The 23,389-nt window shown below is 65.2% G+C and carries 22 protein-coding genes and 1 tRNA gene; 6 read left to right on the top strand and 17 right to left on the bottom strand.

Annotated elements, in window-relative coordinates:
- Nucleotides 1-75: transfer RNA gene (locus BMI89_RS05800), tRNA-Glu, on the top strand.
- Nucleotides 76-379: 304 nt separating this feature from the next.
- Nucleotides 380-823 carry a GNAT family N-acetyltransferase gene (locus BMI89_RS05795; protein ID WP_078570157.1) on the top strand — a complete coding sequence of 148 codons (444 nt, stop codon included), beginning with the start codon at nucleotides 380-382 and terminating at the stop codon, nucleotides 821-823.
- A 123-nt stretch (nucleotides 824-946) separates the two neighbouring features.
- Here the strand turns inward: BMI89_RS05795 and BMI89_RS05790 are convergent, their stop codons facing one another.
- The 10 genes from BMI89_RS05790 to BMI89_RS05745 form a co-directional block, all read right to left on the bottom strand.
- On the bottom strand, nucleotides 947-3,307 hold the full coding sequence (locus BMI89_RS05790; RefSeq protein ID WP_210402142.1) for an aldehyde dehydrogenase family protein: 2,361 nt from the start codon (nucleotides 3,305-3,307) through the stop codon (nucleotides 947-949).
- 12 nt (nucleotides 3,308-3,319) lie between these two features.
- On the bottom strand, nucleotides 3,320-4,249 hold the full coding sequence (gene deoC, locus BMI89_RS05785) for a deoxyribose-phosphate aldolase (RefSeq protein ID WP_093477036.1): 930 nt from the start codon (nucleotides 4,247-4,249) through the stop codon (nucleotides 3,320-3,322).
- A gap of 182 nt (nucleotides 4,250-4,431) precedes the next feature.
- The gene (gene rbsK, locus BMI89_RS05780; RefSeq protein ID WP_078570156.1) at nucleotides 4,432-5,364 is read right to left on the bottom strand and encodes a ribokinase; all 933 of its coding nucleotides are present in this window, start codon (nucleotides 5,362-5,364) and stop codon (nucleotides 4,432-4,434) included.
- A complete protein-coding gene (locus tag BMI89_RS05775; RefSeq protein WP_078570155.1) occupies nucleotides 5,357-6,451 on the bottom strand; it encodes a DUF4432 family protein in 1,095 nt (364 codons plus the stop codon). The genes rbsK and BMI89_RS05775 overlap by 8 nt, the downstream gene beginning before the upstream one ends.
- Nucleotide 6,452: 1 nt before the next feature.
- Complete coding sequence (locus BMI89_RS05770) at nucleotides 6,453-7,475, bottom strand: ABC transporter permease (protein WP_078570183.1); 1,023 nt, start codon at nucleotides 7,473-7,475, stop codon at nucleotides 6,453-6,455.
- Between the two features lie 16 nt (nucleotides 7,476-7,491).
- Complete coding sequence (locus BMI89_RS05765; RefSeq protein ID WP_078570154.1) at nucleotides 7,492-8,469, bottom strand: ABC transporter permease; 978 nt, start codon at nucleotides 8,467-8,469, stop codon at nucleotides 7,492-7,494.
- Nucleotides 8,466-9,980, bottom strand: a complete 1,515-nt coding sequence (locus BMI89_RS05760) for a sugar ABC transporter ATP-binding protein (RefSeq protein ID WP_078570153.1) — start codon at nucleotides 9,978-9,980, stop codon at nucleotides 8,466-8,468. Before BMI89_RS05760 ends, BMI89_RS05765 begins: the two co-directional genes overlap by 4 nt.
- Before the next feature lie 76 nt (nucleotides 9,981-10,056).
- The gene (locus BMI89_RS05755; protein WP_078570152.1) at nucleotides 10,057-11,112 is read right to left on the bottom strand and encodes an autoinducer 2 ABC transporter substrate-binding protein; all 1,056 of its coding nucleotides are present in this window, start codon (nucleotides 11,110-11,112) and stop codon (nucleotides 10,057-10,059) included.
- Nucleotides 11,113-11,244: 132 nt separating this feature from the next.
- Nucleotides 11,245-11,979 (bottom strand): DeoR/GlpR family DNA-binding transcription regulator, encoded by a 735-nt coding sequence (locus tag BMI89_RS05750; RefSeq protein ID WP_078570151.1) that lies wholly within the window; start codon nucleotides 11,977-11,979, stop codon nucleotides 11,245-11,247.
- Between the two features lie 134 nt (nucleotides 11,980-12,113).
- On the bottom strand, nucleotides 12,114-13,787 hold the full coding sequence (locus tag BMI89_RS05745) for an FGGY-family carbohydrate kinase (protein WP_210402141.1): 1,674 nt from the start codon (nucleotides 13,785-13,787) through the stop codon (nucleotides 12,114-12,116).
- A gap of 305 nt (nucleotides 13,788-14,092) precedes the next feature.
- On the opposite strand from BMI89_RS05745, the gene BMI89_RS05740 reads away from it, so the two are divergent.
- From BMI89_RS05740 to BMI89_RS05730, 4 genes are all read left to right on the top strand, one after another.
- Complete coding sequence (locus BMI89_RS05740; RefSeq protein WP_078570149.1) at nucleotides 14,093-15,034, top strand: rhodanese-like domain-containing protein; 942 nt, start codon at nucleotides 14,093-14,095, stop codon at nucleotides 15,032-15,034.
- 2 nt (nucleotides 15,035-15,036) lie between these two features.
- Nucleotides 15,037-16,167 carry a YeeE/YedE family protein gene (locus tag BMI89_RS05735; RefSeq protein WP_143593827.1) on the top strand — a complete coding sequence of 377 codons (1,131 nt, stop codon included), beginning with the start codon at nucleotides 15,037-15,039 and terminating at the stop codon, nucleotides 16,165-16,167.
- Nucleotides 16,164-16,328, top strand: coding sequence for a hypothetical protein (locus BMI89_RS20830; protein WP_168173966.1), 165 nt, complete (start codon nucleotides 16,164-16,166; stop codon nucleotides 16,326-16,328). Before BMI89_RS05735 ends, BMI89_RS20830 begins: the two co-directional genes overlap by 4 nt.
- Nucleotides 16,329-16,462: 134 nt before the next feature.
- Nucleotides 16,463-17,374, top strand: a complete 912-nt coding sequence (locus tag BMI89_RS05730; protein WP_078570148.1) for a DMT family transporter — start codon at nucleotides 16,463-16,465, stop codon at nucleotides 17,372-17,374.
- 6 nt (nucleotides 17,375-17,380) lie between these two features.
- Here the strand turns inward: BMI89_RS05730 and minE are convergent, their stop codons facing one another.
- From minE to BMI89_RS05695, 7 genes are all read right to left on the bottom strand, one after another.
- Nucleotides 17,381-17,701 (bottom strand): cell division topological specificity factor MinE, encoded by a 321-nt coding sequence (gene minE, locus BMI89_RS05725; RefSeq protein ID WP_210402140.1) that lies wholly within the window; start codon nucleotides 17,699-17,701, stop codon nucleotides 17,381-17,383.
- Complete coding sequence (gene minD / locus BMI89_RS05720) at nucleotides 17,698-18,540, bottom strand: septum site-determining protein MinD (RefSeq protein WP_078520208.1); 843 nt, start codon at nucleotides 18,538-18,540, stop codon at nucleotides 17,698-17,700. Before minD ends, minE begins: the two co-directional genes overlap by 4 nt.
- Nucleotides 18,537-19,301 (bottom strand): septum site-determining protein MinC, encoded by a 765-nt coding sequence (minC, locus tag BMI89_RS05715; protein ID WP_078570147.1) that lies wholly within the window; start codon nucleotides 19,299-19,301, stop codon nucleotides 18,537-18,539. The genes minD and minC overlap by 4 nt, the downstream gene beginning before the upstream one ends.
- A gap of 230 nt (nucleotides 19,302-19,531) precedes the next feature.
- A complete protein-coding gene (locus BMI89_RS05710; RefSeq protein ID WP_078570146.1) occupies nucleotides 19,532-20,341 on the bottom strand; it encodes a hypothetical protein in 810 nt (269 codons plus the stop codon).
- A 3-nt stretch (nucleotides 20,342-20,344) separates the two neighbouring features.
- Nucleotides 20,345-21,661 (bottom strand): hypothetical protein, encoded by a 1,317-nt coding sequence (locus tag BMI89_RS05705; protein WP_078570145.1) that lies wholly within the window; start codon nucleotides 21,659-21,661, stop codon nucleotides 20,345-20,347.
- Between the two features lie 220 nt (nucleotides 21,662-21,881).
- Entirely contained in the window at nucleotides 21,882-22,661 is a 780-nt protein-coding gene (locus BMI89_RS05700; protein ID WP_143593826.1) for a DUF4394 domain-containing protein, read from the bottom strand.
- 179 nt (nucleotides 22,662-22,840) lie between these two features.
- Nucleotides 22,841-23,338, bottom strand: coding sequence for a lactoylglutathione lyase family protein (locus BMI89_RS05695; RefSeq protein WP_078570143.1), 498 nt, complete (start codon nucleotides 23,336-23,338; stop codon nucleotides 22,841-22,843).
- Between the last annotated feature and the right edge of the window lie 51 nt (nucleotides 23,339-23,389).

Genomic DNA, 23,389 nt, shown 5'->3' with positions numbered 1-23,389 from the left:
GGTCCGTTCGTCTATCGGTTAGGACGCCAGGTTTTCAACCTGGAAAGAGGGGTTCGATTCCCCTACGGACTGCCACTACTCCCCTGATTTCAAAACGATTTCGTCGCGCGCCACCTGGTCGCGCGTGTTTGCGTTTATCGCCTGGCGTGCCTTTGCGCGCGCCGATCCCGCATGAAAAAGCGGCCCGTTTCGGGGCCAACCCTTTGCAGTAGATGGTGCAGCGTGGAGCCGTACGCCTTGTAGGCGCGACGCCATGTCGATCAGCAGCTCCCGACAAGATCTTCGGGAGCTGTCTGCGGCGGATGTCGGCTAAGCGGGACGAAGCCGCTGTTGCGGACAAACGCGGCGTCGGTAAGCTAGAGGCGGAGAGTGAGGAAGCATGATCGAGATCAGGCACGCGATGGAGGCCGATGCTGTCGAAGCGGTAAACACCCTGCGTCGCTCGATCACCGAACTCTGTGTTGCAGATCATCAGAACGATCCGTCCGAAATCGAAGACTGGCTTGGCAATAAGACGGTCGAGACCTGGCGACAGTGGATCGCGCGGGATGACGCCGTGGTGCTAGTGGCCGAGCGGAACAGGAAGGTCATAGGGGTCGGCATGGCCACCCTGAGCGGCGACATCCTCTTGAACTATGTCCATCCCGATGCCCGCTTTGGTGGCGTCAGCAAGGCTATTCTCGCAGGCTTGGAGGATGTCTTGCGGGCGCGCGGCATCCGGCGCTGCCGTTTGGAAAGCACCGTTACGGCCCGATCATTCTACGAAAGCTGCGGCTTCCGGGCAGAAGGCAGTGACGTGCACCTGCTCTCGAAATCCCTGTAGTTGCGGGGATCGTGAAGGCTCGAAGCAACCATTGCGCTTCGAGCCTTCACGTTTCTCACGCGCACCATTTACTGAGAAGGCCTGACCTCTCGGCGCCGCTTTCTCGATGCTCTGTCAGCGGCCTCACGCGCCGTAGGGCACCCAGATGTTTTTCACCTGCGTCGCGCGGTCGAGGAACAGACGCCCCTGCCCCGCACGGGCACCCCAGTCGCGTGCGTCATCGGCTTCGACCCAGGTCTGCTTGAGGTTCCCGGCGCTTTGCGTCTCGACCATCTGGCAGCCCTCGGCATTCCCGAAATACCACATCGCATCGACCCCATCATGGGCGGCCAGCGTCTTCGCCAGCTCGTCGCGCGGGCCGGTGACGATGTTGATCACACCGCCCGGCACGTCGGAGGTGTCGAGCACCTGATAGAGGTCGGTCGCGGCCAGCGGATGCGTCTGGCTCGGGACCAGCACCACGCGGTTGCCCATCGCAATCGCAGGCAGCACGAGCGAGATCGCCCCCAGAAGCGGCTGCGCGGTGGGGGCCACCAGCCCCATCACCCCGATCGGCTCGTTCATTGCGAGGGTCACGAATTCCGACTTCGTCGCATGGACCGCGCCGTCGAACTTGTCGGCTTGGGCTGCATACCAGAAGCACCGCTCGACCGCCGTCTCGACCTCGGCCTCGGCGGCTTTGCGCGAGGCGCCGAAGCTTTCCAGACGGGCCGTGAATTCCGCGCCGCGCGCCGAGAGGTTCTCGCCGATGTAATAGAGCACCTGCGCCCGGTTATGGCCCGTGGCCTTGCCCCAGCCCTTGGCCTTATGCGCCGCCTCGACCGCGTTGCGGATATCCTTGCGGTTGCCGAGCCCTGCGAGCCCCACGACCGCTTTGCCGCCCTTCACCTGATAGCTGTAGCCGCTATCGGGCCGCGCCTGCCTGCCGCCGACATAGAGCTTCGCGGTGCGGTCGATCTCGCCGCCCTTGATCGTATCTGCGGGGCCGGTCTCCAGCTCGGCGGGCGTCGTGCCCTTACCCTTGCCGGTTGCCGCCGCCGGGTTGCGCAGATAGGCACGCATGCCTTCGCGCCCGCCCTCGCGGCCGAAGCCGCTCTCGCGATAGCCGCCAAAGCCCGCGCCCGCGTCGAAGATGTTCGTGGAGTTGATCCAGACGATCCCGGCCTTCACCTGCCCCGCGATGTCGAGGCACAGGTTCACGTTCTCCGACCAGATGCTGGCCGCCAGCCCGTAGCGCGTATTGTTGGCCAGCGCCACGGCGTCCGAGGGCGTGCGGAAGGTGGTGAGCGTGACGACCGGGCCGAAGATTTCCTCAGTTGCGAGAACGCTTGCGGGTTCGACATCCGTCACCAGCGTCGGCGGGAAGAAGCAACCCTGCGGGGCGGAGCCTTGGGTCAGTGTCGCCCCTTCGCTTGCGCCCTTTTCGACCAGATCGCGGATGCGCGCGAGTTGCGAGGGATGCACGATCGCGCCGATATCGGTGCTCTTGTCCATCGGATCGCCGGTGCGCAGCGTCTTCATCCGGGCGCGCAGCAGCGTCTCGAACCGCTCGGCCACCGCCTCAGCCACGAGGATGCGCGAGCCTGCGCAGCAGACCTGACCCTGATTGAACCAGATCGCATCCACCACGCCTTCGACGGCGGCGTCCAGATCGGCATCCTCGAAGACAACGAAGGGAGATTTGCCGCCCAGTTCCAGCGTCAGCGCCTTGCCGGACCCGGCGGTGCGTTCGCGCAGGATGCGGCCCACATCGGTCGAGCCAGTGAAGGCCAGCTTGTCGATCCCCTCATGGCCGACGATCGCGGCTCCGGTCTCGCCGTCGCCGGTGACGATGTTGATCACGCCTTTCGGAATGCCGCATTCCTGCGCGATCTCGGCGAAGGCCAGCGCGGTCAGCGGCGTGTATTCGGCGGGCTTCAGCACGACCGTATTGCCAGCGGCCAGCGCCGGCGCGACCTTCCACGACAGCATCAGAAGCGGGAAGTTCCACGGGATGATCTGGCCGCAAACGCCCTGCGCGGTGTGACCCGGCAGTTCGTCTTCGAGGATCTCGGCCCAGCCCGCATGGTGATAGAAATGGCGCGCGACCAGCGGGATGTCGATGTCGCGGCTCTCGCGGATCGGCTTGCCGCTGTCGAGCGTCTCCAGCACCGCGAGCAGGCGCGAGTGCTGCTGAATGTGGCGGGCCAAAGCATAAAGGTGCTTCGCACGCTGATGGCCCGACAGCTTCGCCCAACCGCTTTGCGCCTTGCGCGCGGCGGAGACGGCGGCATCCACGTCCGATGCCGTGCCTTGCGTGACCTTCGCCAGCACCGTGTCGCTCGCCGGATCGCGGACCTCGAACAGATCGCCCGGCTTGGTCATCGCGCCGTCGATGAAATGGCCGAAGCCGCCCTCATGCTTGGCGAGCCATTTGCGCGCCTGGCTGTCGTCTTCGGGGGCCACGCCGTACTCCATCGTTTCGAGGATGTTCTGAATGCTCATTTTTCTCTCTCCTCAGGCCAGCGCGTGACGGCTGCTATCGGCGTAACGGCCGGTGACGTAATGCTCCAGCTGGCGCTCGATATCGCCCAGCATCGAGCTTGCGCCGAAGCGGAACAGGTCGGGGTTGAGCCAATCGCGGCCCAGCTCTTCTTTCATCAGGATCTGCCAGGCCAGCGCCTCTTTCGCCTGCTTCATTCCGCCTGCGGGCTTGAAGCCGATGCGGTGGCCGGTCGCCATCCCGTAATCGCGCAGCGCGCGCAGCATGGTCAGGCTGACGGGCAGCGTCGCGTTGACGCTCTCCTTGCCGGTGGAGGTCTTGATGAAATCGGCCCCCGCCTGCATCGCCACCATCGAGGCCGAATAGACGTTGTTGAGCGTCTCCAGCTCGCCGGTGGCCAGGATCGCCTTCATATGCGCGTCGCCGCAGGCCTCGCGCATCGCCGCGATCTCGTCATGCAGACCCTGCCAGTTTCGGGTGAGCGCCAGTTCGCGGTTGATCACGATGTCGATCTCTGCCGCGCCCTGCGCCACCGCCCAGCGGATTTCCTCGAGCCGCAAATGCAGCGGCATCAGACCTGCCGGAAAGCCTGTCGCGACCGAGGCCACGGGGATATTCGACCCTTCCAACGCCTTGACGGCATGGGGCACCATCGTCGGATAGACGCAGACCGCGCCCACGGTCAGCTCGCCCGCGCTCAGGCCCAACCCAGCTTCGATATGCGAAGCCAAGGGCTTGCGCGCCTTCGCGCAGAGGCGTTTCACCCGGCCCTCGGTATCGTCGCCCGCAAGCGTCGTCAGATCGACGCAGCGCACCGCGTTGACCAGCCACGCCGCCTGATGCGCCTTCTTCACGCTGCGCCGGGTGGTGAGCGTCGCGCAGCGGCGCTCGGCGGCGGCGCGGTTCACCCGGTGGCCTTCGAACATGCCCACATCGAGCGCCATGCCGGGGTTGCGCGCATGCTCCCCTGCGGCCGCGGCGGTGGGCACCAAAGCCCCTTCCGCACGCGTCTCGGTCTTCATTTCGGTTTTCATTGCGTGTCTCCTAAATCGGGACTCGTCACACCCACGCCGCCACATCCGGGGATTTCTCCGGGCCTGCGCGATCGGGACAAGATCAGCATAAGTCAGCCGAGCCCATGCTCGGAAAGAAAGTCGTCGAATTCGGCGGGCGTCGCGTAGCTTGTTTGCGTGCCGCGACGGGTGATCGACAATGCGGCATAGCGCGCGGCGCGGGTCAGCGCCGCGGTGGGCTCCATTCCTTGGCCGAGGAAATGCGCGAAGCTGCCGATGAAAGCGTCGCCCGCGCCGGTGGTATCGACCGGGCTTACCGAGACCGGGGCGATCTCTTCGACGGTGTCCGCAGTGATCCGGCGTGCACCGCGCCCGCCGAGCGTCACGACGACGTTGTGGATGCCGCGTTCGATCAGGCTACGCGCGGCGGCGATCACCTCGTCATCGGTGCCGGTGGGCAGACCCGAAAGCATCGCCAGCTCGCTCTCGTTCGGGCAGAACCAGTCGAGCCCGTCGAGCCGCGCGATATCCAGATCGGGATGCGCAGGCGCGGGGTTGAGGATCGTCGTCACCCCTTCGCGCGCCCCGAAAGCCACGGTGTGATAGACGGTTTCCAGATCGACCTCGAGCTGCATCAGGATCGCGGAGGCTGCGCGCAACGTCTCGGCCGCCGCATCGACATCCGAAGGGGCCAGCGCCGCATTGGCCCCTTTCACGATCAGGATCGCATTCTCGCCATCGCGCTCGACGAAGATCGGCGCCACGCCCGAGGCCGAGCCTTCGACGGTGCGCACATGGGTCGTGTCGATCCCATTTTTCTCCAGATTCGCGCGGACCTGCGGGCCGAAGCCGTCATCGCCCACGCAGGTGACCATCGCCACATCCGAGCCCAGACGCGCGGCGGCAACCGCCTGATTCGCGCCCTTGCCCCCGAACCCCATCGCGAAATCGGGGGCTTCCAGCGTCTCGCCGCGTCCCGGCATCCGGTCGATATAGGTCACCAGATCCATCATGTTCGAGCCGACGACGGCTATCTTCTCAGGCATTCTCTTTCTCCGTCAGGTCGGAAATCGTCTTGGCGAGCGCGGTGGTCTCGGCCTTGTCAGTATAGCCGAAGCGGGTCGCGAAATGCGCGGTCTCTCCGGGCGGCAAGCTGCGGACATGGCCCTTCGCCTTCTCCGCCGTGTAGCCCTCGGGCTCGCAGGTGGAGGGCAGCGCGAAGGCCGCGACCGAGGCATCCTCGCCGTTCAGGATCCAGCGTGCGAGGTGGTCGAATTGATCGGGCCGCCAGCTCATCGAAAACCCGTCGCCCGCGGGCCGCTCCAGAAGCGCATGGCTTTCGCCGGATGCATCGGCTGCAGGGCGCTCGATATAGAGAACCTGCTCGGGGTTCCATTTCTCGGGCGCGTCCAGCGTGGCGCTGTCTTCGGGCACCTCGGCGAGCCGTTCGATGAAATCGGTATAGGCTCTCGTCGGCTGGACATGGGCGGGCACGTCGCGCCGCACACGGGTGCGCTCGGGCGTGAAGGGGGCCGCCTGATGGATGCGCCCGTCTTCGACGAAGGCGAAGTTCACATGGCACATATACATCAGGTCCATCGGCAGGGCGGAGCGGTTCTCGACCGCCATCGCCATCTCGATCAGCGTGTTTTCCCGCACCGTGATCGAGGGCATCGCGCGGTAATGCGGGCCGAAGCCACGGATGTAATCGACGTGACCGCCAAGGCGCAGGAACGCCCCCTGCCCGTCCTCGCCGATCTCCAGATAGGCCGCGTCCATCGTGGCGCAGGCCATCTCGCCATGCAGCGGATGGTCATCCTGCGGACCGGGGCAACCGTTGCGCAGCAGACCGGAGTGATAGGCGAGACAGCCATAGGTCTCGACGATCACCTGCGCCGGACGCGGCTCGGCGAAGGCGCTGTCCATCGTCAGGCGCACGCCGTCGAACACCGCGTCCCAGAGCATCTGGCCCATGTAAGGCAGCATCTCGACCCGGCCGCGCGGGGTCTCCACGCCGATCATCTCGATGCCAAGCGCGGTGCGCCAGCCAGTGACGGTGAAGCTGTCGGTCTTGGCGAGCACGCTCGGAGCCGGCCCGAACCGCTCACGCGGAAGAGGAATGATCACGCTCATCTTACGCTCCTTTCCGGCGGCGCCACGAGTTGAGGGCGATGACCCCGATCAGGAAGGCGCCCCAGACGAAATCGATCAGGTGGTTCGAGACCCGCATCATCTGGAAGCCCGAGGACAACAGCGTCAGCGAGATCAGTGCAAGGGCCACGCCCAGCACATTGCCGCGACCGCCTGCCGGGTTGGTCCCCCCCAGCACCGCGATCAGCACCGCCTGCAGCAGGTAAGACGCGCCGTAATCGGATTTCGCCGCGTTGGTCCGCGCCGACAGCAGGATACCCGCCATCGCGGCCAGCATCCCCGTCAGCATGTAGGAATAGAGGATCATCTGGCCGCGCTTCACCCCCGCATAGACCGCCGCTTTCGGGTTGGTCCCGATCAGCTTGAGCCGCAGCCCGAAGGAGGTCCGCGCGAGCAGCAGCGACAGCGCGATGCAGACCAGCACGAAGATCACCAGCGGCACCGGGATGCCCAGCAGTTTGCCGTTGCCGATCGCGTTCCAGCCCGGCGGGAAGCCGACGATCGCAGGCCCGCCCGTCAGCACGAGGCACATCCCGATGAAGACCTGGCCGGTACCCAGCGTCGCAAGGATCGGCGTAATCTTCAGCACCGAAATCAGGAAGCCGTTCAGCAGCCCCGCCAGCAGCCCCACGATCAGGGCCGCGCTCACGCCCAGCGTCACCGGGCCGAGGCCCAATGCTCCCGAGCCGCCATCGCCCGCCATCGCGCCGAACAGCGTGCCCGCAGTGATGCCCGCAAGGTTCGCGACGCCCACGATCGAGAGGTCGATCCCCCCGGTCAGCATCGCGATCATCATCGCGATCGACAGGATACCGAGCTCCGGCATGAAGAAGGCCATCGACTCGAAGTTGTAAGACGACAGGAACATCGAAGGCCGCAGCGCCGTCATCGCGATCAGCACCAGCACACAGGATACGGCCAGCATGACATTGGTCTGTGCCGCCTCACCCTTGAGCCAGCCGCGCAGGCCGGGCCGGGAGGTGGCGTTGGTCTTGGTCTCGCTCATCATCATCTCCCCTGCCTCACACCAAAGCCCGACGGTCGCGCAGCGCCGTCACGGTCACAGCCGCAACCAGCATCGCGCCCACGACGACCCGCTGCCATGTCGTATCGATCCCCATCAGGATCAGCGAATTCTGGATCATCACGAGGATGAACACGCCCAGCACCGTACCCAGCACTGTGCCGCGCCCGCCGAAGATCGACGCGCCGCCCAGCACCACCGCCGCGATCACGTCGAGCTCCAGCCCCACGAAGTCGCGCGGATTGGCGAGCCAGATCATCGAGCTGTGCAACAGCCCCGCAAAGCCCGCCAGAGCACCTGCCGTGACATAGACGAAGATCATCGTCTTGCCGGTCGAGAAGCCCACGCGTTTCGCCGCTTCCGGGTCCGCGCCATAGGCATAGACCGACCGCCCGATCATCGTGTGCTTCAGCACCAGATGCAGCGCGACGGCGAGGCCCAGATAGATCACGATCATCGCGGTCAGCCCGTAGGTCGAGCCGTTCGCACGCTCGAGCACGAAGAGATCGGTCTTGCCGAAATTCACCAATGCCTCGGGCATCTTGTTGATGTTCACGTTCGAGGTGCCGACGAGGCCAAGGACCAGCCCGCGCACCACGGACGCGGTGCCGAGTGTCACGATCAGAGGGATCATCTTGAACTTGTGGATGATGCCCGCATTCATCAGGCCCAGAAGCCCGCCGATTATGATCGCCGAGGCGAAGGGCAGCACCAGCCCGTTATAGTCGAGCGCCACCATCGAGCGGACCACGAGATACATCCCCGCGACCGCGAAGGCGGTGAAAGACACGTCGATCCCGCCCGAGATCATCACCAGCAGCACGCCCAAGGCCATGATGCCGATGACGACGTTTTCCTTGAGCAGGCTGAACAGGTTGGACATTTGCCAGAAGGCCGGGTTCACCAACCCGATGAAGATCATCGCGACCGCAAGGATCGCCAGAATGATCGCGTCGGAGCTGCGCAGGAATCTCATGCGGGCTCTCCTTGTTTTTCATTGGACAGCGCCGCGTCGAGCGCCTCTTCGGTCAGCGCGTCGCCCGCGAGTTCTCCGGTGATGCGGCCCTCGGTCATGCACAGCACGCGGTTGCAGTTCGCAGCCAGCTCCGGCAGGTCGTCCGAGATCATCAGCACCGCCAGATCATTGTTGCGGGTCAGGTCCTGAATGATGCCGTGGATCTGCTCTTTCGAGCCGACATCGACGCCCACGGTCGGGCCGTTCAGGATCAGCACGCGCGCATCGGTCATAAGCCAGCGACCGATCATGACGCGCTGCGCGTTCCCGCCCGAGAGCGTGCCCACCGGCACGTCGATCCCCGGCGCGGAAATCGCCATCTCGCCGAACATCTTGTGGGTCTCCTCCCCCGCCTTCTCGGCATCGAGCCACAGATGCGGCGCGAAGCGGCTCAGCGAGGAGACGATGGCGTTGTCGCGGATCGAGCGGGTCAGGAAGAGCCCCTCCGACAGGCGATCCTCGGGCACATAGGCGATGCCCGCCGCGATCGCTTCGGGGACGTTCTTCGGCATCACGGGTTTCCCGTCGACCAGCATCTCGCCGGACATATCGCTGCGCAGACCGAAGATCGCCTGCGCGATGGCCTTGCGTCCCGCGCCGATCAGGCCGGACATGCCGACGATCTCGCCCGGCATCAGCGTCAGGTTGATGCCCTGTGCCTTGTCACCGACGTTAACGTTGCGCAGCTCCAGACGCGGCTCGCGCCCGCTGACATCGGGGGCTATGAAATGTCCCTGATGCAGGTCGCGCCCGGTCATCGCGCGGGTGATCGAGCGTTCGTCATAATCCGAGATCGGGCCCTCGGTGACCTTCTTGCCATTGCGGAAGACGGTGAGACGCTCGGAGATTTCCAGCATCTCGCGCATCTTGTGGCTGACGAAGAGCGTCGCGATGCCGTCGGCCTGCAAATCCCGCACGATGCGGAAGAGGCGTTCGACTTCGCGCCCCGTGAGCGTCGTCGTGGGTTCGTCCATGATGATCAGCCGCGCATCGGCGAGCATCGCGCGCGCAATCGCCACGATCTGGCGGCCTGCGGCGGGCAGCGTCTCGACGGTCGCATCGAGGTCGAGCGTCACATCGAGCCGCGCCAGCACGTCGCGCGCCATCTTGCGCGCCCGGGTCCAGTCGATCCGGGTCTTGCCGTCGCGCAGGAAGGTGTTGAGCGCGAGGTTCTCGACCACTGTCAGTGTCGGGAACAGAGAGAAATCCTGGTAGATGACCTGCACGCCATGGGCGATCGAGGTCGCGGGGTCGAGCTTACCGACCGGTTTGCCGTCGATCAGGATCTCGCCCTCGTCGGGCTGATAGACGCCTGAGACGATCTTGATGAGGGTGGATTTGCCCGAGCCGTTCTCGCCGGCGAGGCAGTGGATGCGGGCAGCGTCGAGAGTGAGCGACACATCATCGAGCGCGCGCACGCCGCCGAAGCGCTTCGAGATGTTGCGCAGCTCGATCAGGGGAGCGGTGGCCATGGGGGTCTCCTCGCAGGCAGGTCGGCAACGGGTGGCGCGATCGCGCGCGCCACCCGAGCTTGAGAACCGTCAGGGATCAGAAGTCGTATTGATCCATGTTGTCCTTGGTCACGCCGACCCAGCCGGCCCCGTAGAGCACTTTCGCGTCCGCGCTATCGGCTTCCTTGAGGTTGGTATAGCCTTCGAGACCGAGGTTGGTGCCCGCCTTGATGTCGGCATGGTCCTTGCCCGCATCACGTGCTTTCAGCTCGGCCAGTGCGATCATGTTCATCGCGTAGCCTGCGACCGCCGGATCCCAGAACTGGATGTAGTTGATATCGCCCTGCGAGATGTACTGCCCCGCGACCGACGGAAGACCGGTGCCCGCGAAGTGCAGCTTGCCCTGCAGACCGCCTTCCGCGATCAGACGACCAGCGCCCGCCGAGGTCGGCATCGGACCACCCACGACACCGGAGATGTCGGGATGCGCGGTCAGCGCCTCTTTCAGCTTGTTGTAGTCGGTGTTGGCGTCGTCATAGGTCTCCAGACGATCGGTCGCGAGCGACATGTCCGGATAGGCTTGCTTCTGACGCTCGATCGCGCCGTCGATCCACTCGTTTTGCGACTTCGAGGTCAGCGAGCCGACGGTGGCGACGTATTTGCCCTTCTCGCCCATCTGCTTGGCGAGGTGGTCCATCAACTCCGCGCCATAGGCTTTGTTGTCGAAGGCTTCGATGTCGTAATCGACATTCTTGATGTTCGAGGCTTCGTGGCTGACCACGACGATACCGCGATCACGGGCTTTCTTGAGCACCGGCTCGACCGCTTCCACCGAGAACGGCACGACGGCGATCGCGTCCACGCCCTGCGCGATCAGGTTCTCGATCAGCTGCACCTGCGCGGCCGCATCCGCCTGCGAGGGGCCGACCATCCAGGTGTCGCTGCCGGTGTCGTCGCCGAATTGCTTCACGCCGTCACGCATCCGGTCGAACCACGCGATGCCGTCCACCTTCACAACGGTCGCGATGTGATAGGTCTTGTCGGAGCTGAGCATTTCCTTGTCGACATTGCTCGTGTCGACAACCTGCTGCGCCAGTGCCGGAGTGGCCATGGCGACCGCGAATGCAGCGACCGGAATGAATCCGAGCTTCATGATAATTCTCCCTTCAAGCGGACCTCCTCGTCCGCGTTTCCCGGTTAAGGCGCATGCCGAAACCGGCCCTCCAAGTAATGTTACGATCGCAACATAACTCGGGACCATCTAGGGGATGAAGGGAAGTGTCAACTACATCTTAAGCTGCGCTGCAGCGAGAAGTCCGGCCTCGGTGACGACGCCGGAAACCTCGTCGAGCATCGCGAAAACGACCGGCTTTCGCTGGCCGATTTTGCTGGCATCCATGACGACAAAACACTGTTTTGAAAGCTCTACCGCCGCACGTTTCAAGGGGACTTCATAGTCGTGCGAACAGCTCAGCGCCCCGTCGGAATCGAGCCCGCCCGCGGACAGGAACGCTACATCGATGTTCAAAGGCGCCAATCGGTCGTGCGGATTTCCCGCATGGCAGGAGCGCGTACTCGACTTGATTTCGCCGCCTAAAAACTCGACCGGGACGCTGCTGCGCCCCTGCAGGATCTCCGCGGTGGTCAGACAATGGGTGATGATTCGCCGCGCTTTGCCCTGTGCGAGGAGCCGCGCGAGATGGGGCAGCGTGGTGCCGGTATCGAGGAACACGACCGCGCCCCCGGGCACCAGATTCAGCGCATGGCCCGCAGCCGCGCGCTTGGCGTCGATGGCGCGGTTCATCTGCGCGTCGAAGTCGTAATGCTCGGTCGTGCGGGTGGTGACGATATAGCCGCCCCGGCAGGCAAACCCCGCTTCGGGCTGCGCCGCGTCGCGCCGCAGGGTCATCTCGGTCACGCCCATCTGCTCGGACAGGTCGCGCAAACGCAGGGCGGGCGAGACATCGAGCAAGGCGGTTATCTGGTCGATCCGCTCTTGTTGGCGGCTGGGTCTGGTCACGATTTGGCTTTCAAGACTTGGGTTTCGAAACGCATTCTATAATCCGCAGAGTGTCCGAAACCGGACCTGCGAAAGCAAGCACTGCGTTCCAAACCGCACTGCGCCGCAGCGTCACACCTTGTCAGCGAGCCCCGTCACTCGGCTGCCTTGGCCATGCTCTCGCGCACCGATCGCGCCGTCGATTGCAGCGTCAGGAACGCCTCGAACCGCGCCGCATGCAAACGCTCCACCGCGCCGCCTGCGGGCGCAAACCGGGATGCGACCTGCGACATCGCGCCCATCGCGGCCTGCAGGTCGTCGAACCCCTCCGCCGCGACCGCGCCAAGCATCGCCGCCCCCAGCAGGACCGGTTCCTCGCAGCGCGTGACCACGACGTCGCGCCCGGTCGCATCCGCGATGATCTGGCGGGTGACGGGATGCGCCCCTGCCCCGCCCGAGATCGAAATCTCCGAGATCGGCGCGCCATGTTCGGCCTGCACTTCGATAATCTGGCGCAGTCCGTAGGCCAGCCCGCACACCCCCGCGACATAGAGCGCCACGAGCGAGTCCAGCCCGGTCTCCATCCCCTGCCCCACGATCACCGCCCGCGCATCGAGATCGGCGAAGGGCGCGCGGTTGCCGAGGAACTCCGGCACAACGTGAAGTCCGTCGGCGAGCATTGCGACCTCCGAGGGCGAACCCGCCGCCTCGAGCGCGAGATCGGCAAGGAATTCGGGCACGGATTTGCCCGCGGCCTGCGCCCGGTCACGCGCCTCCGCTGCTGCCGGATGCAATTGCACGAGCTGCGCGATCGCCGCCCCGGCGCCCGATTGGCCGCCCTCATTGAGCCACATCCCCGGGATCATCGCCGAGAAATACGGCCCCCAAACGCCCGGCACAAAAGCGGGCTCGCGCGTCGAGGTCATGGTGCAGGAGGACGTGCCGAAGACATAGCCCAGACAGTGCGCCGGATCGCCCGACCCGCCCTGCGCCGCCACGGTGCCGATCCCGCCAGCATGGGCGTCGATCAGACCGGCCGCGACCGGCGTTCCGGGCGTCAGGCCCATCTGCGCGGCGGCTGCCTCGGTCAGCCCTGCCCCAAGCGGCGTGCCCGGATCGACGATACGCGCACCGATCCGTTCGAAGCCGCCCTCGGCCAGATCGCCAAGGCCGATCGCGTGGAAATACTCGGGATCCCAGCGGCCCTCATGCGCGAGATAGGTCCATTTGCAGGTGACCGTGCAGGCGGAGCGCTCCAGCGCGCCGCTCGCCTTCCATGTCAGGAAATCGGCAAGATCGAAGAACTGCACCGCCTGCGCGTAGATCTCGGGGCGCTCCTCGCGCAGCCACATCAGTTTCGGCGTCTGCATCTCCGGCGAAATCCGGCCGCCCACATAGCGCAGCACGTCATGATCGCCCGCATTGATCCGCGCCGCCTGATCGCGGGCGCGGTGATCCATCCAGACGATGACATCGCGCTCGGGCGCATCAGGATCGCCCACGGGCAGCCCGCCCTCCGGGCCCATCACGGCGAGCGAACAGGTCGCGTCGAACCCGATCCCCGCGACATCGCGCGGGTCGGCCCCCGACGCGGCGAGGGCCCCTTTCACCGCATCGCAAACCGCCTGCCAGATCTGGGCGCTCGATTGCTCGACATGGCCATGATCGTCCTGCCACATCTCCAACGGGTGCTTGCCGACGCCGAGAAGCGTGCCCTCCCGATCGAAAATCCCGGCGCGCGCCGAACCGGTTCCGACATCGACACCGACGAATAACTTGCTCACGTTGATCCTCCCCAGACGCGCATCTTGCCCAATCCTTAACGACATCGGGCGGGGACTGCCAACCCGGGGGCGCGGCAGGCGATTCTCGCAACACAGAGCAGCCGCGCCGCCGGAACCCCGATATCGAGGCCGAAAGACGTGCCGCTGCGAATAAAAACGCGGTCGCGCCCTTCAGCACCGCGACAGACCGCGCGTCCAACCTGCCCTCCGGAACGGGACGCAAATCTCGCGAACCACGCCGATACCGGAATATTTTCCTTCCGCGCAATAGAAGCAGTGAACCGCTTAAGCTTGCCATCGCAAAAATCCTGAACAATTTGGGACAAAATCCCTAACCAGCGAGGTTTCCCATGACCCGTCTCGCACGTATTTCCGCAGCCGCCGCGACCGGCGCTGCTCTCTTCGCCGCCAGCTCTGCGATGGCCAGCGATCTCGGCCCGCTCGTCACCCCGAGCGAGCTGAACGCCGAGATCGACACGCTCGATCCGGTGCTGCTCGACATCCGCACCGGCAGCTATGAAAAAGGCCATATCGACGGAGCCGTCTATGCGCCCTATTCGCTGTTCCGCGGCCCGGATAACAATCCCGGCCAAGTGCCGCCGATCACGAAGCTGCAGGCGTCCTTCGAGCAGATCGGCCTCGAGCCCGACCGCCCCATCGTGATCATCGCGCAGGGCGATACCGACACTGACTTCGGCGCAGCCGCGCGCGTCTACTGGACGCTGAAAAGCACGGGCTTCACCGAGCTGTCGATCCTCAATGGTGGCACGACCGCCTGGGCCAACGCTGGCCTGCCGATGTCGGACGTGACCGAGAACCTGATGCCCACCGATCTCGATCTGACGTGGAACGACCGCTGGACGGCGGAAACGCCCGCCGTGAGCGATGTCGTCAACGGCAAGGGCAAGGCTGTGCTCGTCGATGCGCGTCCGCCCGCCTTCTTCGAGGGCAAGAAAGCGCACTCCGCCGCTTCGCGTCCCGGCACCCTGCCCGGCGCCGAGAACCTGCCCTACACCAAGTTCTTCCGCTCGGGCGCGACGGTCATCGACGCGAAAACCGATGCGGCCGCTCTGAAAGAGCAGCTGGGCATCAAGGACGGCGAAGAGGTCGTGTCCTTCTGCAATACCGGGCACTGGGCGGCGACCGACTGGTTCGCCATGTCCGAGCTCGCAGGCATCGAGAACGTGAAGCTCTACCCCGGTTCGATGGTGGAATATTCCAAGACCGACGGTGAGATGGCGAACACGCCCGGCCTGTTGCGCAACCTGCTCAACCAGCTCACCGGAGGCTGATGATGAATTCTGCCATTCTTGAACGGCAGGCAGCGTCGGGCGGTATCGCCCGGCGTAGTGCTTTGATAGTCGCCGCTCTCGTGGCGATCGGTGCGCTCGCACTGTTCGGCGGCGCGCGCTACGGCTTCATGCTGGCGATCGGGCTGGGCTTCGGCATCGCGCTCGAAGGACTGCGCTTCGGCTTTGCGGGCCCGTGGCGCGCGATGATCGTGCGGCGCGAACCGGCGGGCATCCTCGCGCAGCTTCTGGCGATCGCGCTGGTTTCCATCGTCGCGATCCCGGCGATCTCGAGCCATCCGGGCGAGCTGACCGGCGCGCAGGCCCCGATCGGCTTTGCCATGGTCGGCGGCGCGTTTGTCTTCGGTGCGGCGATGCAGGTTGTGATGGGCTGCGGCTCGGGCACGCTTGTGAACGCAGGCTCGGGCAACCCGATCGGACTGCTCGCGCTTCCGTTCTTCGCCATCGGCAGCTTCTTCGGCGCCTATGGGCTGATCTGGTGGACCAATCTCGGCGCGCTGCCGATCCTGACCCTGCGCGGCACGAGCGGACTTGCCGTGACGCTGGTTCTCCTCGGGCTGGTCGCGGCCACGGTCTTCTTCCTCGGCAAGCGTGGCTCGCGGAGCCTGCCGCGGCGCTATGTCATTGCGGCCCTCGTCCTCGCAGCGCTCGCCATCGCGAACCTTCTGGTCGCCGGGCAGCCTTGGGGCGTGGTCTACGGGCTCGGCCTCTGGGTCGCCAAGGGCGTCAACGGGATGGGCTTCGACCTGACGCAATCGGCCTTCTACGCAGCCCCCGGCTCGATCACCCGCGTGAAGGAGAGCCTGCTGACCGACTACACCTCGCTCACCGATATCGGCCTGATCGCGGGCGCGTTCGGCGTCGCCGCATGGCGTCAGGGCGGGCTGTCGCAGAAACTGCCGAGCTATCCGGCACGCGCCTGGGTCGCGACGATTATCGCAGGCTTCCTGCTGGGCTACTCCTCGCGGCTGGCTTTCGGCTGCAACGTGGGTGCGTTCTTCTCGGGGATTTCGACGGGCAGCCTGCATGGCTGGGTCTGGTTCGCCTCCGCCTTCGCGGGCGCCTTCGTCGGCATCCGCCTGCGGCCCCTCCTTGGACTGGAGGCGCGCGCATGACCCGGAAAGCGACTGCCTTCACCGCCCTCGCGGGGCTGCTTCTTCTGATCGGCGCCGATCTGATCGGGGCGCCGCTCAATCCCTACCAAGCCCCTCCGGCCTTTGCCTTCGGATCCGGTCAGGTCGCAAGCGGCGGGTTCTGCGGAGCCTTGCCGAACTGATCTCCCAAAATCCTTGCGATCTGGGACACCGGCCCGCTTCCCTCGGGCCGGTGTTCTCTTGCCCGGCCTTGGAACCGCGCGCGTAGCCCGGTAGAGATCGCCAGACGCGCCATTCGCGCGCAGGGAGCCCCATCATGACCAGACATCCGATGTTCGGGATTTTCCTCGCGCTGTTCGGCGCGCTGGCGATCTCGCCCGACACGCTGCTGATGCGCTGGTCGGAGATGAGCGGCGCGCAGATGGTGATGTGGCGCGGCCTGCTGATGGGCGGCGCGATGTGGCTGACCTCGATCGTCCTGCGCAGACGTCACCTGAAGCGCGACTTGCGCGCGCTCGCCAGCGGCGCGGGGCTCGTGCTGGTCGCCTGCCATTTCTCGAACATGACGCTGTTTGCCGTGGGGATCGCCGCGGCCCCTGTCTCTGTCGTGCTGTTCAGCGTCTCGACCGTGCCGGTCTTCGCGGCGCTGCTGTCCCGCCTGCTCCTGCGCGAGAACACCCACTGGTCGACATGGCTCGCCATCGCCGCCGTTCTCAGCGGAATCGGGCTGGCCGTCTTCGGCCCTGCCCCGGCGAGCGTGGGCGGCAATCCGATCTACGGCGCGCTTGCGGGGCTTGGGGTCGCGTTGAGCCTGTCGACGACTTTCGTCACGATCCGGCGCAATCCGCATCTGCCGATCCTGCTCGCCGTCGGCTCCGGGGCCGGGCTGGCCGGACTTTCAGCGCTGCTCTGGACGGGAGGCGCGGCCGTGTCGGGCGGTCAGGTCTGGGCGATCGCACTGGCGGGCGGCGTGGTGCTGCCGATCTCGTTCATGTCCCTGTCCTTCGCCTCGCGCTACACCTCGGCCTCGAACGTCAGCCTGCTTATGCTGCTCGAGACGATCCTCGGGCCGATCTGGGTCTGGTGGGGAACGGGTGAGGCTCCGAGCCGCGCGATGCTGATCGGCGGGGCGATCGTGATCGGGAGCTTGGCGCTCTATCTCTGGCACGCGGGCCATCGGCAAAGCGTTCTCCGGCGCAGCCAATCCGCCGCGCCGGAGCATCTCTAGAAACGCTTACTTCCGGGCAGCCGACTTCGCAGCCGGTTTCGCGGGCTTAGCGGATTTGGCGGTTTTCTCCGAATCCGAGGGCATCTCGATATTGATCTCGAGGCTCGAGATATCGTCGTTGCGCTCCATCCGGATATCGACGCCATCCTCTTCGATCTGCATGTATTTGCGGATCACCGCGAGGATGTCGCGTTGCAGATCGGGAAGGTAGTCGGCCTGCGCCGACCCGCTTCCGCGTTCATGCGCGAGCAGGATCTGCAAACGGTCCTTGGCCGTCTGCGCCGATTTCGCGCGGCGGGGTTTGAGCGAGAAACCGAACAGGCTCATGCGGACCGCCCGAAGAGACGACCGATGAAGCCGGGACGCTTCTCGCCCGGAATGCGCATCGGAATATCCTCGCCCAGCAGGCGCGAGACCGCGTCATCATAGGCAGCCGAGGCGCTCGACGGCTCGTCGAGCACGACCGGCATACCGGTGTTCGACGCACGCAGAACGGCGGTGCTTTCGGGCACGATGCCGATCAGCGGGACCGCCAGAAGCTCCAGCACGTCCTCGACCGTCATCATCTCGCCCTTGTCGATCCGCGACTGGTCGTGACGGGTCAGCAGCACCTGCGCCTTGACCGGCTCGCCATCGCTTTCGGCCCGGCGGGTCTTCGAGGACAGAAGACCGAGCACCCGGTCGCTGTCGCGTACCGAGGAGACTTCGGGGTTGGTCACGACGACCGCCTCGTCGGCGAAGAACATCGCCAGCTGCGCGCCACGCTCGATCCCGGCGGGGCTGTCGCAGATGATGTAATCGAATTCCTGACGCAGTTCGTCGAGCACCTTCTCGACGCCCTCTTGCGTCAGCGCATCCTTGTCGCGCGTCTGCGAGGTCGGCAGGATCGAGAGCGTCTCGACCCGCTTGTCCTTGATCAGCGCCTGCTTGAGCCGCGCATCGCCCTGAATGACGTTGATGAAGTCGAACACCACGCGGCGCTCGCAGCCCATGATCATGTCGAGGTTGCGCAGGCCCACGTCGAAATCGATCACGACGGTCTTATGGCCGCGCTTGGCGAGACCGGCAGAGATTGCGGCGGCGGAAGTGGTTTTGCCCACGCCCCCCTTGCCCGAGGTGATCACGATCACCTTGCCGAGCGGCGAATCGTCCTTGAGTTGCGTCATTCGAACGCCTCCACACAGAGTTTGTCATCGTCGAGGAAAACCTGCACGGGCTTGCGACGAAGCTCCGCGGGGATGGTTTCGCTCGTTTTGTAAAGGCCCGCGATCGCGAGCAATTCAGCGTCGAGCTGGCGGCAGAAGATGCGCGCGCTCTCATCGCCATGTGCGCCTGCCATCGCCCGTCCACGCAGCGTGCCGTAGACATGGATGTTGCCCGCCGCGACCAGTTCCGCGCCCGAGGCGACCGATCCGACCACCGTGAGATCGCCATGTTCGGCCACGATCATCTGGCCCGAACGCACCGGCGTTTGCACGACCTTGTTGCGCGGGACAGGCGGGGCCGCCCGCTTCGCCGCGGGCTGCGGCTTTTGCGGTTTTGGCGGCTTCGGCTCGGGCATCGCGGTCTCGCGGCCCACCTTGATCGGGATAATTCCGTAGCCTTTTACGGCGTTTAGCTGCGCCTCGGTGGCGTTTTGCGCCCCGAATATCTGCAGATCGCGCGCGAAAAGGTTGTCGATCATGTCGCGCACATCGGCCGGTTTCGAGAACTCCGGCACCTGCGCGAAATCGAGCACCATCGGCGCTCCGGCCAACAGATGCGGCGTCTTCGCAAGCTGCGCATCGAGCGCGGCATAGAACACGTCATCAGGCGCGTCTGTCTCGAGCCGTAGCGCGATGGCGGTCAGGAACAGACCGCGGAACTGGAAAGGTTGAACCGAGACCGGCGCAGGCTTCTGCCCGGTCGGAGATAGGGTATCTGACACGAGGATAGCTCGCTTCTGCTCAGGAGTCGGGGCGCATCGTGCACCCACGTTGTTTTTCTTTGTTGTGTCGGATCACGCACTGCAAACGCCAGCACAAAATCGCGATGGCCTCTCTACTCGGCTAAATCCTGCCGTCAACCGGAAGTAGACGAAGTTTTCGTGTTCAGGCGCAGAGGCAGGCCGGGATCGCGGGTTGAGCCAACGTCGTCAGGCCGTGTCGCCGCGCCGGATCACTCGAGCATCGCCGTCGCGAGCTGGCTGTCGAGAAGCTCTTCGGGCAGCAGGATGTAGATATCTTCCGGCGGGGTCGTCAGCGAATAGATCATCACCCCCGGATCGACGCCCATGTCGATCAGATATTCCATCGTCCGCCCCTGCCCGCGCTGGATTTCCTCGACCGCGAAATAGGCGGGCATGTAGAGGTTCTCGTCGTAGTAATGCTGGTGCATCCCGACATAGCCGTCGGGCGAGACACGACGTTCCTGACCTGCCGCGAGGACATAGGGACAGGCCGACATGCAGGCCATGCCGGGCAGGATCACGGTGTTCTTCTCGGCCTCGCGCAGCACGCGGCCAATTGCCAGTGCCTCGGTGACTTCACCGCCCGGACTGCTGAGCGCGACTGTCGTCGGGGGTTCCTCGGTCGCGTCGCCTTCGGCAAAGCGCTCGAGATAGGTTTCCAGCCGATCCGCATCGCCCGGCGCGATGGCGCCGTTCAGCAGCAGCACCGAGCCGATGCCCTCGACCTCTTCGCGCTCGAAGGTCAGCCGGTCGGGATAGTTCGACGGCAGTTCGATCCCCGGCGGCAGCGCAGGCGCATCGCGGCGCGGCGTCGGGCGCGCGGGATCGAAGCGGCGGCGCTGATCGCCCGGCGCGACCGGCTCGGTCATCTCGGGCACGGCGGAGGGCGGCTGCGGGCGATAGCGCCCCAGCCAGTCGCCGCCGATCATCACCACGGCGATGCCGACCTGCACCAGCAACACGACGCGCAGCCATCGGCGCACGTCGAACCGGTCAAAGCGCGGAAGCGACAGGCGCATCGCTCAGCTTTCCGCAGGGCGCGGCGGCGCATCCGCGGGCGCAGGCGGGTCGACCTTCTCGGACACCCGCTTGAGCATCTCGGCATCGGCGCCCCCCATCGTCTGCTCGACATCGCGCATCGCGTTCAGCGCGGCTTTCAGATCGGCCAGCGTCAGCGTCTCCTCGATCGGCAGCCCGTCGCGGCCCGAACGGATCGCGGCCTGCGTCACCGCCAGCACGAAGACCAGCACGGCGGGCAGCAGGTCGATCGCAATTGCCCCGGCCCAGGAAGGCACGAAACTGCCCGCGTAACGGATCACGGCCTCGGCGCTGGTGATCGGGTTATAGGCGGTCTGGATCGGCGGATCGCGGGCCAGAACCTCATCGGCGGCGCGCTCGAGCGTGCGCCCCCGTTGGTCGAGCGCTTCCAGCACCGAGTCGATGGTCGAAGACTGCGCATCGCGGACATTCGTCGTGCGCCCGTCCAGTTCCGGCAGCACCACGGACGCCGGCAGATCCTGCGCTGCCCGCGCCACCAGCGGCGCGACAGACAGCTGATCGAGCCGCGCGATCACGCCCGCCAGCCGCACGCTCTGCTCGGCGAATTCGACCGAGCGTTTCTCCACCGGACCGGGCGCCACGATCAGCGCGCGCATCCGCCCGAGGATCTGGTTGCCGGTCTCGAAGGAGTCGTCGATCAGCGGCTGCTGCGCGCGGATCTGCTCTTCGAGATTGGCAAGCTCCTCGGTCTTCTGGGTCAGCACGCGGAACACCGCACCCCGCCCTGCCGTGCCCGAAAGCTGGCCCGATTGTTCCTGATCCGCCAGCGCCTCGAAAGCCGCCCGCGCACGTTCGACCTCGCGGCCCAGCGCCTGCGCCGAAAGCGCGATGTCATGGGCCTGCTCCAGCGCGGACTGGTAGTCGCGCACGGTGGTGTCCAGATGCTGCTCGACCGCCGCCGAGCCCGCCAGCGCCGCCGCATTGAGCCAGCTCGACATGGCGACGATGGCGAGCGAGCCGACGATGGTCGACACCGTCAGCCCGACAAAGCCGCTCGCCGTGCGCATCGCGGGCAAAAGCCGCAGCATGTAGCTCCAGAAGACGAAAATCCCGACCGAGACGGCGATGGAATAGGCCAGTGCCGCGAAGAAGCTCATCGCGCCGTTATCCTCGAGGATCGAGGACACGCCGAGATAGGTATAGATCCCCGAGGCGATCGCCAGCACGCCCAGCGCCGCCGGCGTGATCGTGTCGAGCCAGGCCAGATGGCCCTCCAACTCCTTCGCGGTGCGCAGACCCTTGGTCTCGGCCGCGCTCAGTCTCTTGGTGGGTTCGGTCATCTGGGGCTCGCCCTTCTCGAAATTGGGATCGGGAATTGATCACAATTGGGGCACGGCACGGTGAATTTTAAGGGTTTGGAAAGAATAGTTTACTTCAGCCTGCGCCTGCGCGCGCCCGCTTGCGGCGGTTTCGCGCGTGATCTGCACCCGAATTGGTGAGGCCACCCGGGGGACTCCGGGTGGCCTCGTCTTGACGAACCGGCCACAACCGGCGCCCCACTTACATCGCCGGCAGGATCGTCAAGTCACGGATGTCGCCGCCGGCCCCTTCGACCATGCCCTTGCCCATCGCCTCACCACTCTCGAGGTCGACGGTGTAGAGCATGTTCCCGGTGGCGAGCCACGCCGTGTTTTTCATGTCTTCGGTGGTCTGGATGTCGAACGCATAGCCCTCGCCCGGCATGTCGATCCCGAATTTGCCGATGGCGGCGAGCGTGCCGTCATTGGGCGAGGTCTGCTGGATCAGCGCGACGATGGTGGAATCCACGTCATACATCGCAGTGCTGTCGGGCATCCCGTAGCTGTTGGCATAGGCGGCGGCTGCGATCGCCGGGGCCTCGCCCGCATGCATGTCCTTTTCCTCATAAGCGAGGCTGCCATCGACGGTCACTTCGCCGGTCTCGACATTGACGCGGTGATTGGTGGTGCCCGACATGAAGCGCAGCTTGTCGGCCTTCGGGTTGAAATCGACGATAACCGGCCCGTCCACGGGCAGCATCGTGTCCATCTGCGAGACTTTCGTCGCGGCACCGCTTTCCATGTCGATCGTGTAGAGCGCCTGATCGGCATCCACCGCGACCAGCGTCTTGTTCGACGGGCGCAGATCGATCCCGTGCAGCTTCGCGGTGCCGGTGACATCCATCGTGCCGGTGACTTCGAGCGTGTCGGTATCGAACATCACGAGCGTCTTGTCGTCCACGAGGCCGATGGCCGAGGCCGCCAGTGCGCTGCTTGCGCCCATTGCGGTGACGAGAGCGGTCGAGAGGGTCAGTTTCAGCATGGTAATTCCTTTCGTTTCCCTGTTCGCGGCAAGCGCCTTTCGCGCCGTCCATGCCCCCTAGACCCGGCCAAATGCGGATCGGATGCAGGAAATCGAAATTTTTTCTGTCAAACCGTGCGACACCCCCAGCGAGGCACAGGAAACACCGGCCCCATGAGTGACGGGACCGGTGTAAGAGATCAGGCGTAGGCGCCTGCCGAATAGGTCAGATCATAGCTGTGGCTGTAGATCTCGAAGACGATGCCGAACGGGTCTTCGACATAGACCATGCGGTAGGGCTTGGAGCCGGGGAAGTATTCCCGGATCGGCATCCGCTGCCGCCCGCCGGCGTCGACGATGCGCTGGGTCAACCCTTCCACATCCGGGTCCTGCACGGCGAAATGGAAGGTGCCGTGGCGCTTGTGTTCCAGCTTGTCCTCGGGCGCGTAATTACCGGGGAACTCGAAGATTTCGATACCGATGCCATCGGCGGTCGACAGATGCGCGATCCGCAGCGAACCCCAGCCGGGCCCGAACACATCGGTGCACATCACGCCAATGGCGCTGTCATCCTCGACGGCCTCGGAGGGCTCCATCACGACGTAGAACCCGAGAACCTCGGAATAGAACGTCACGGCGGCCTCGAGGTCGGGAACCGACAGGCCGATATGCGAGAAGGTGCGCGGGGTGGTTGCCATCTCAAGGCTCCTTTCAGGTTGCGATGACAGCGATATGGATTGTCATACCCC

Origin of the sequence: Thioclava sp. F36-7 (assembly GCF_002020075.1) — a bacterium.
Classification (GTDB): domain Bacteria; phylum Pseudomonadota; class Alphaproteobacteria; order Rhodobacterales; family Rhodobacteraceae; genus Thioclava; species Thioclava sediminum.
This window is presented reverse-complemented; position numbering and strand designations above follow the sequence as displayed.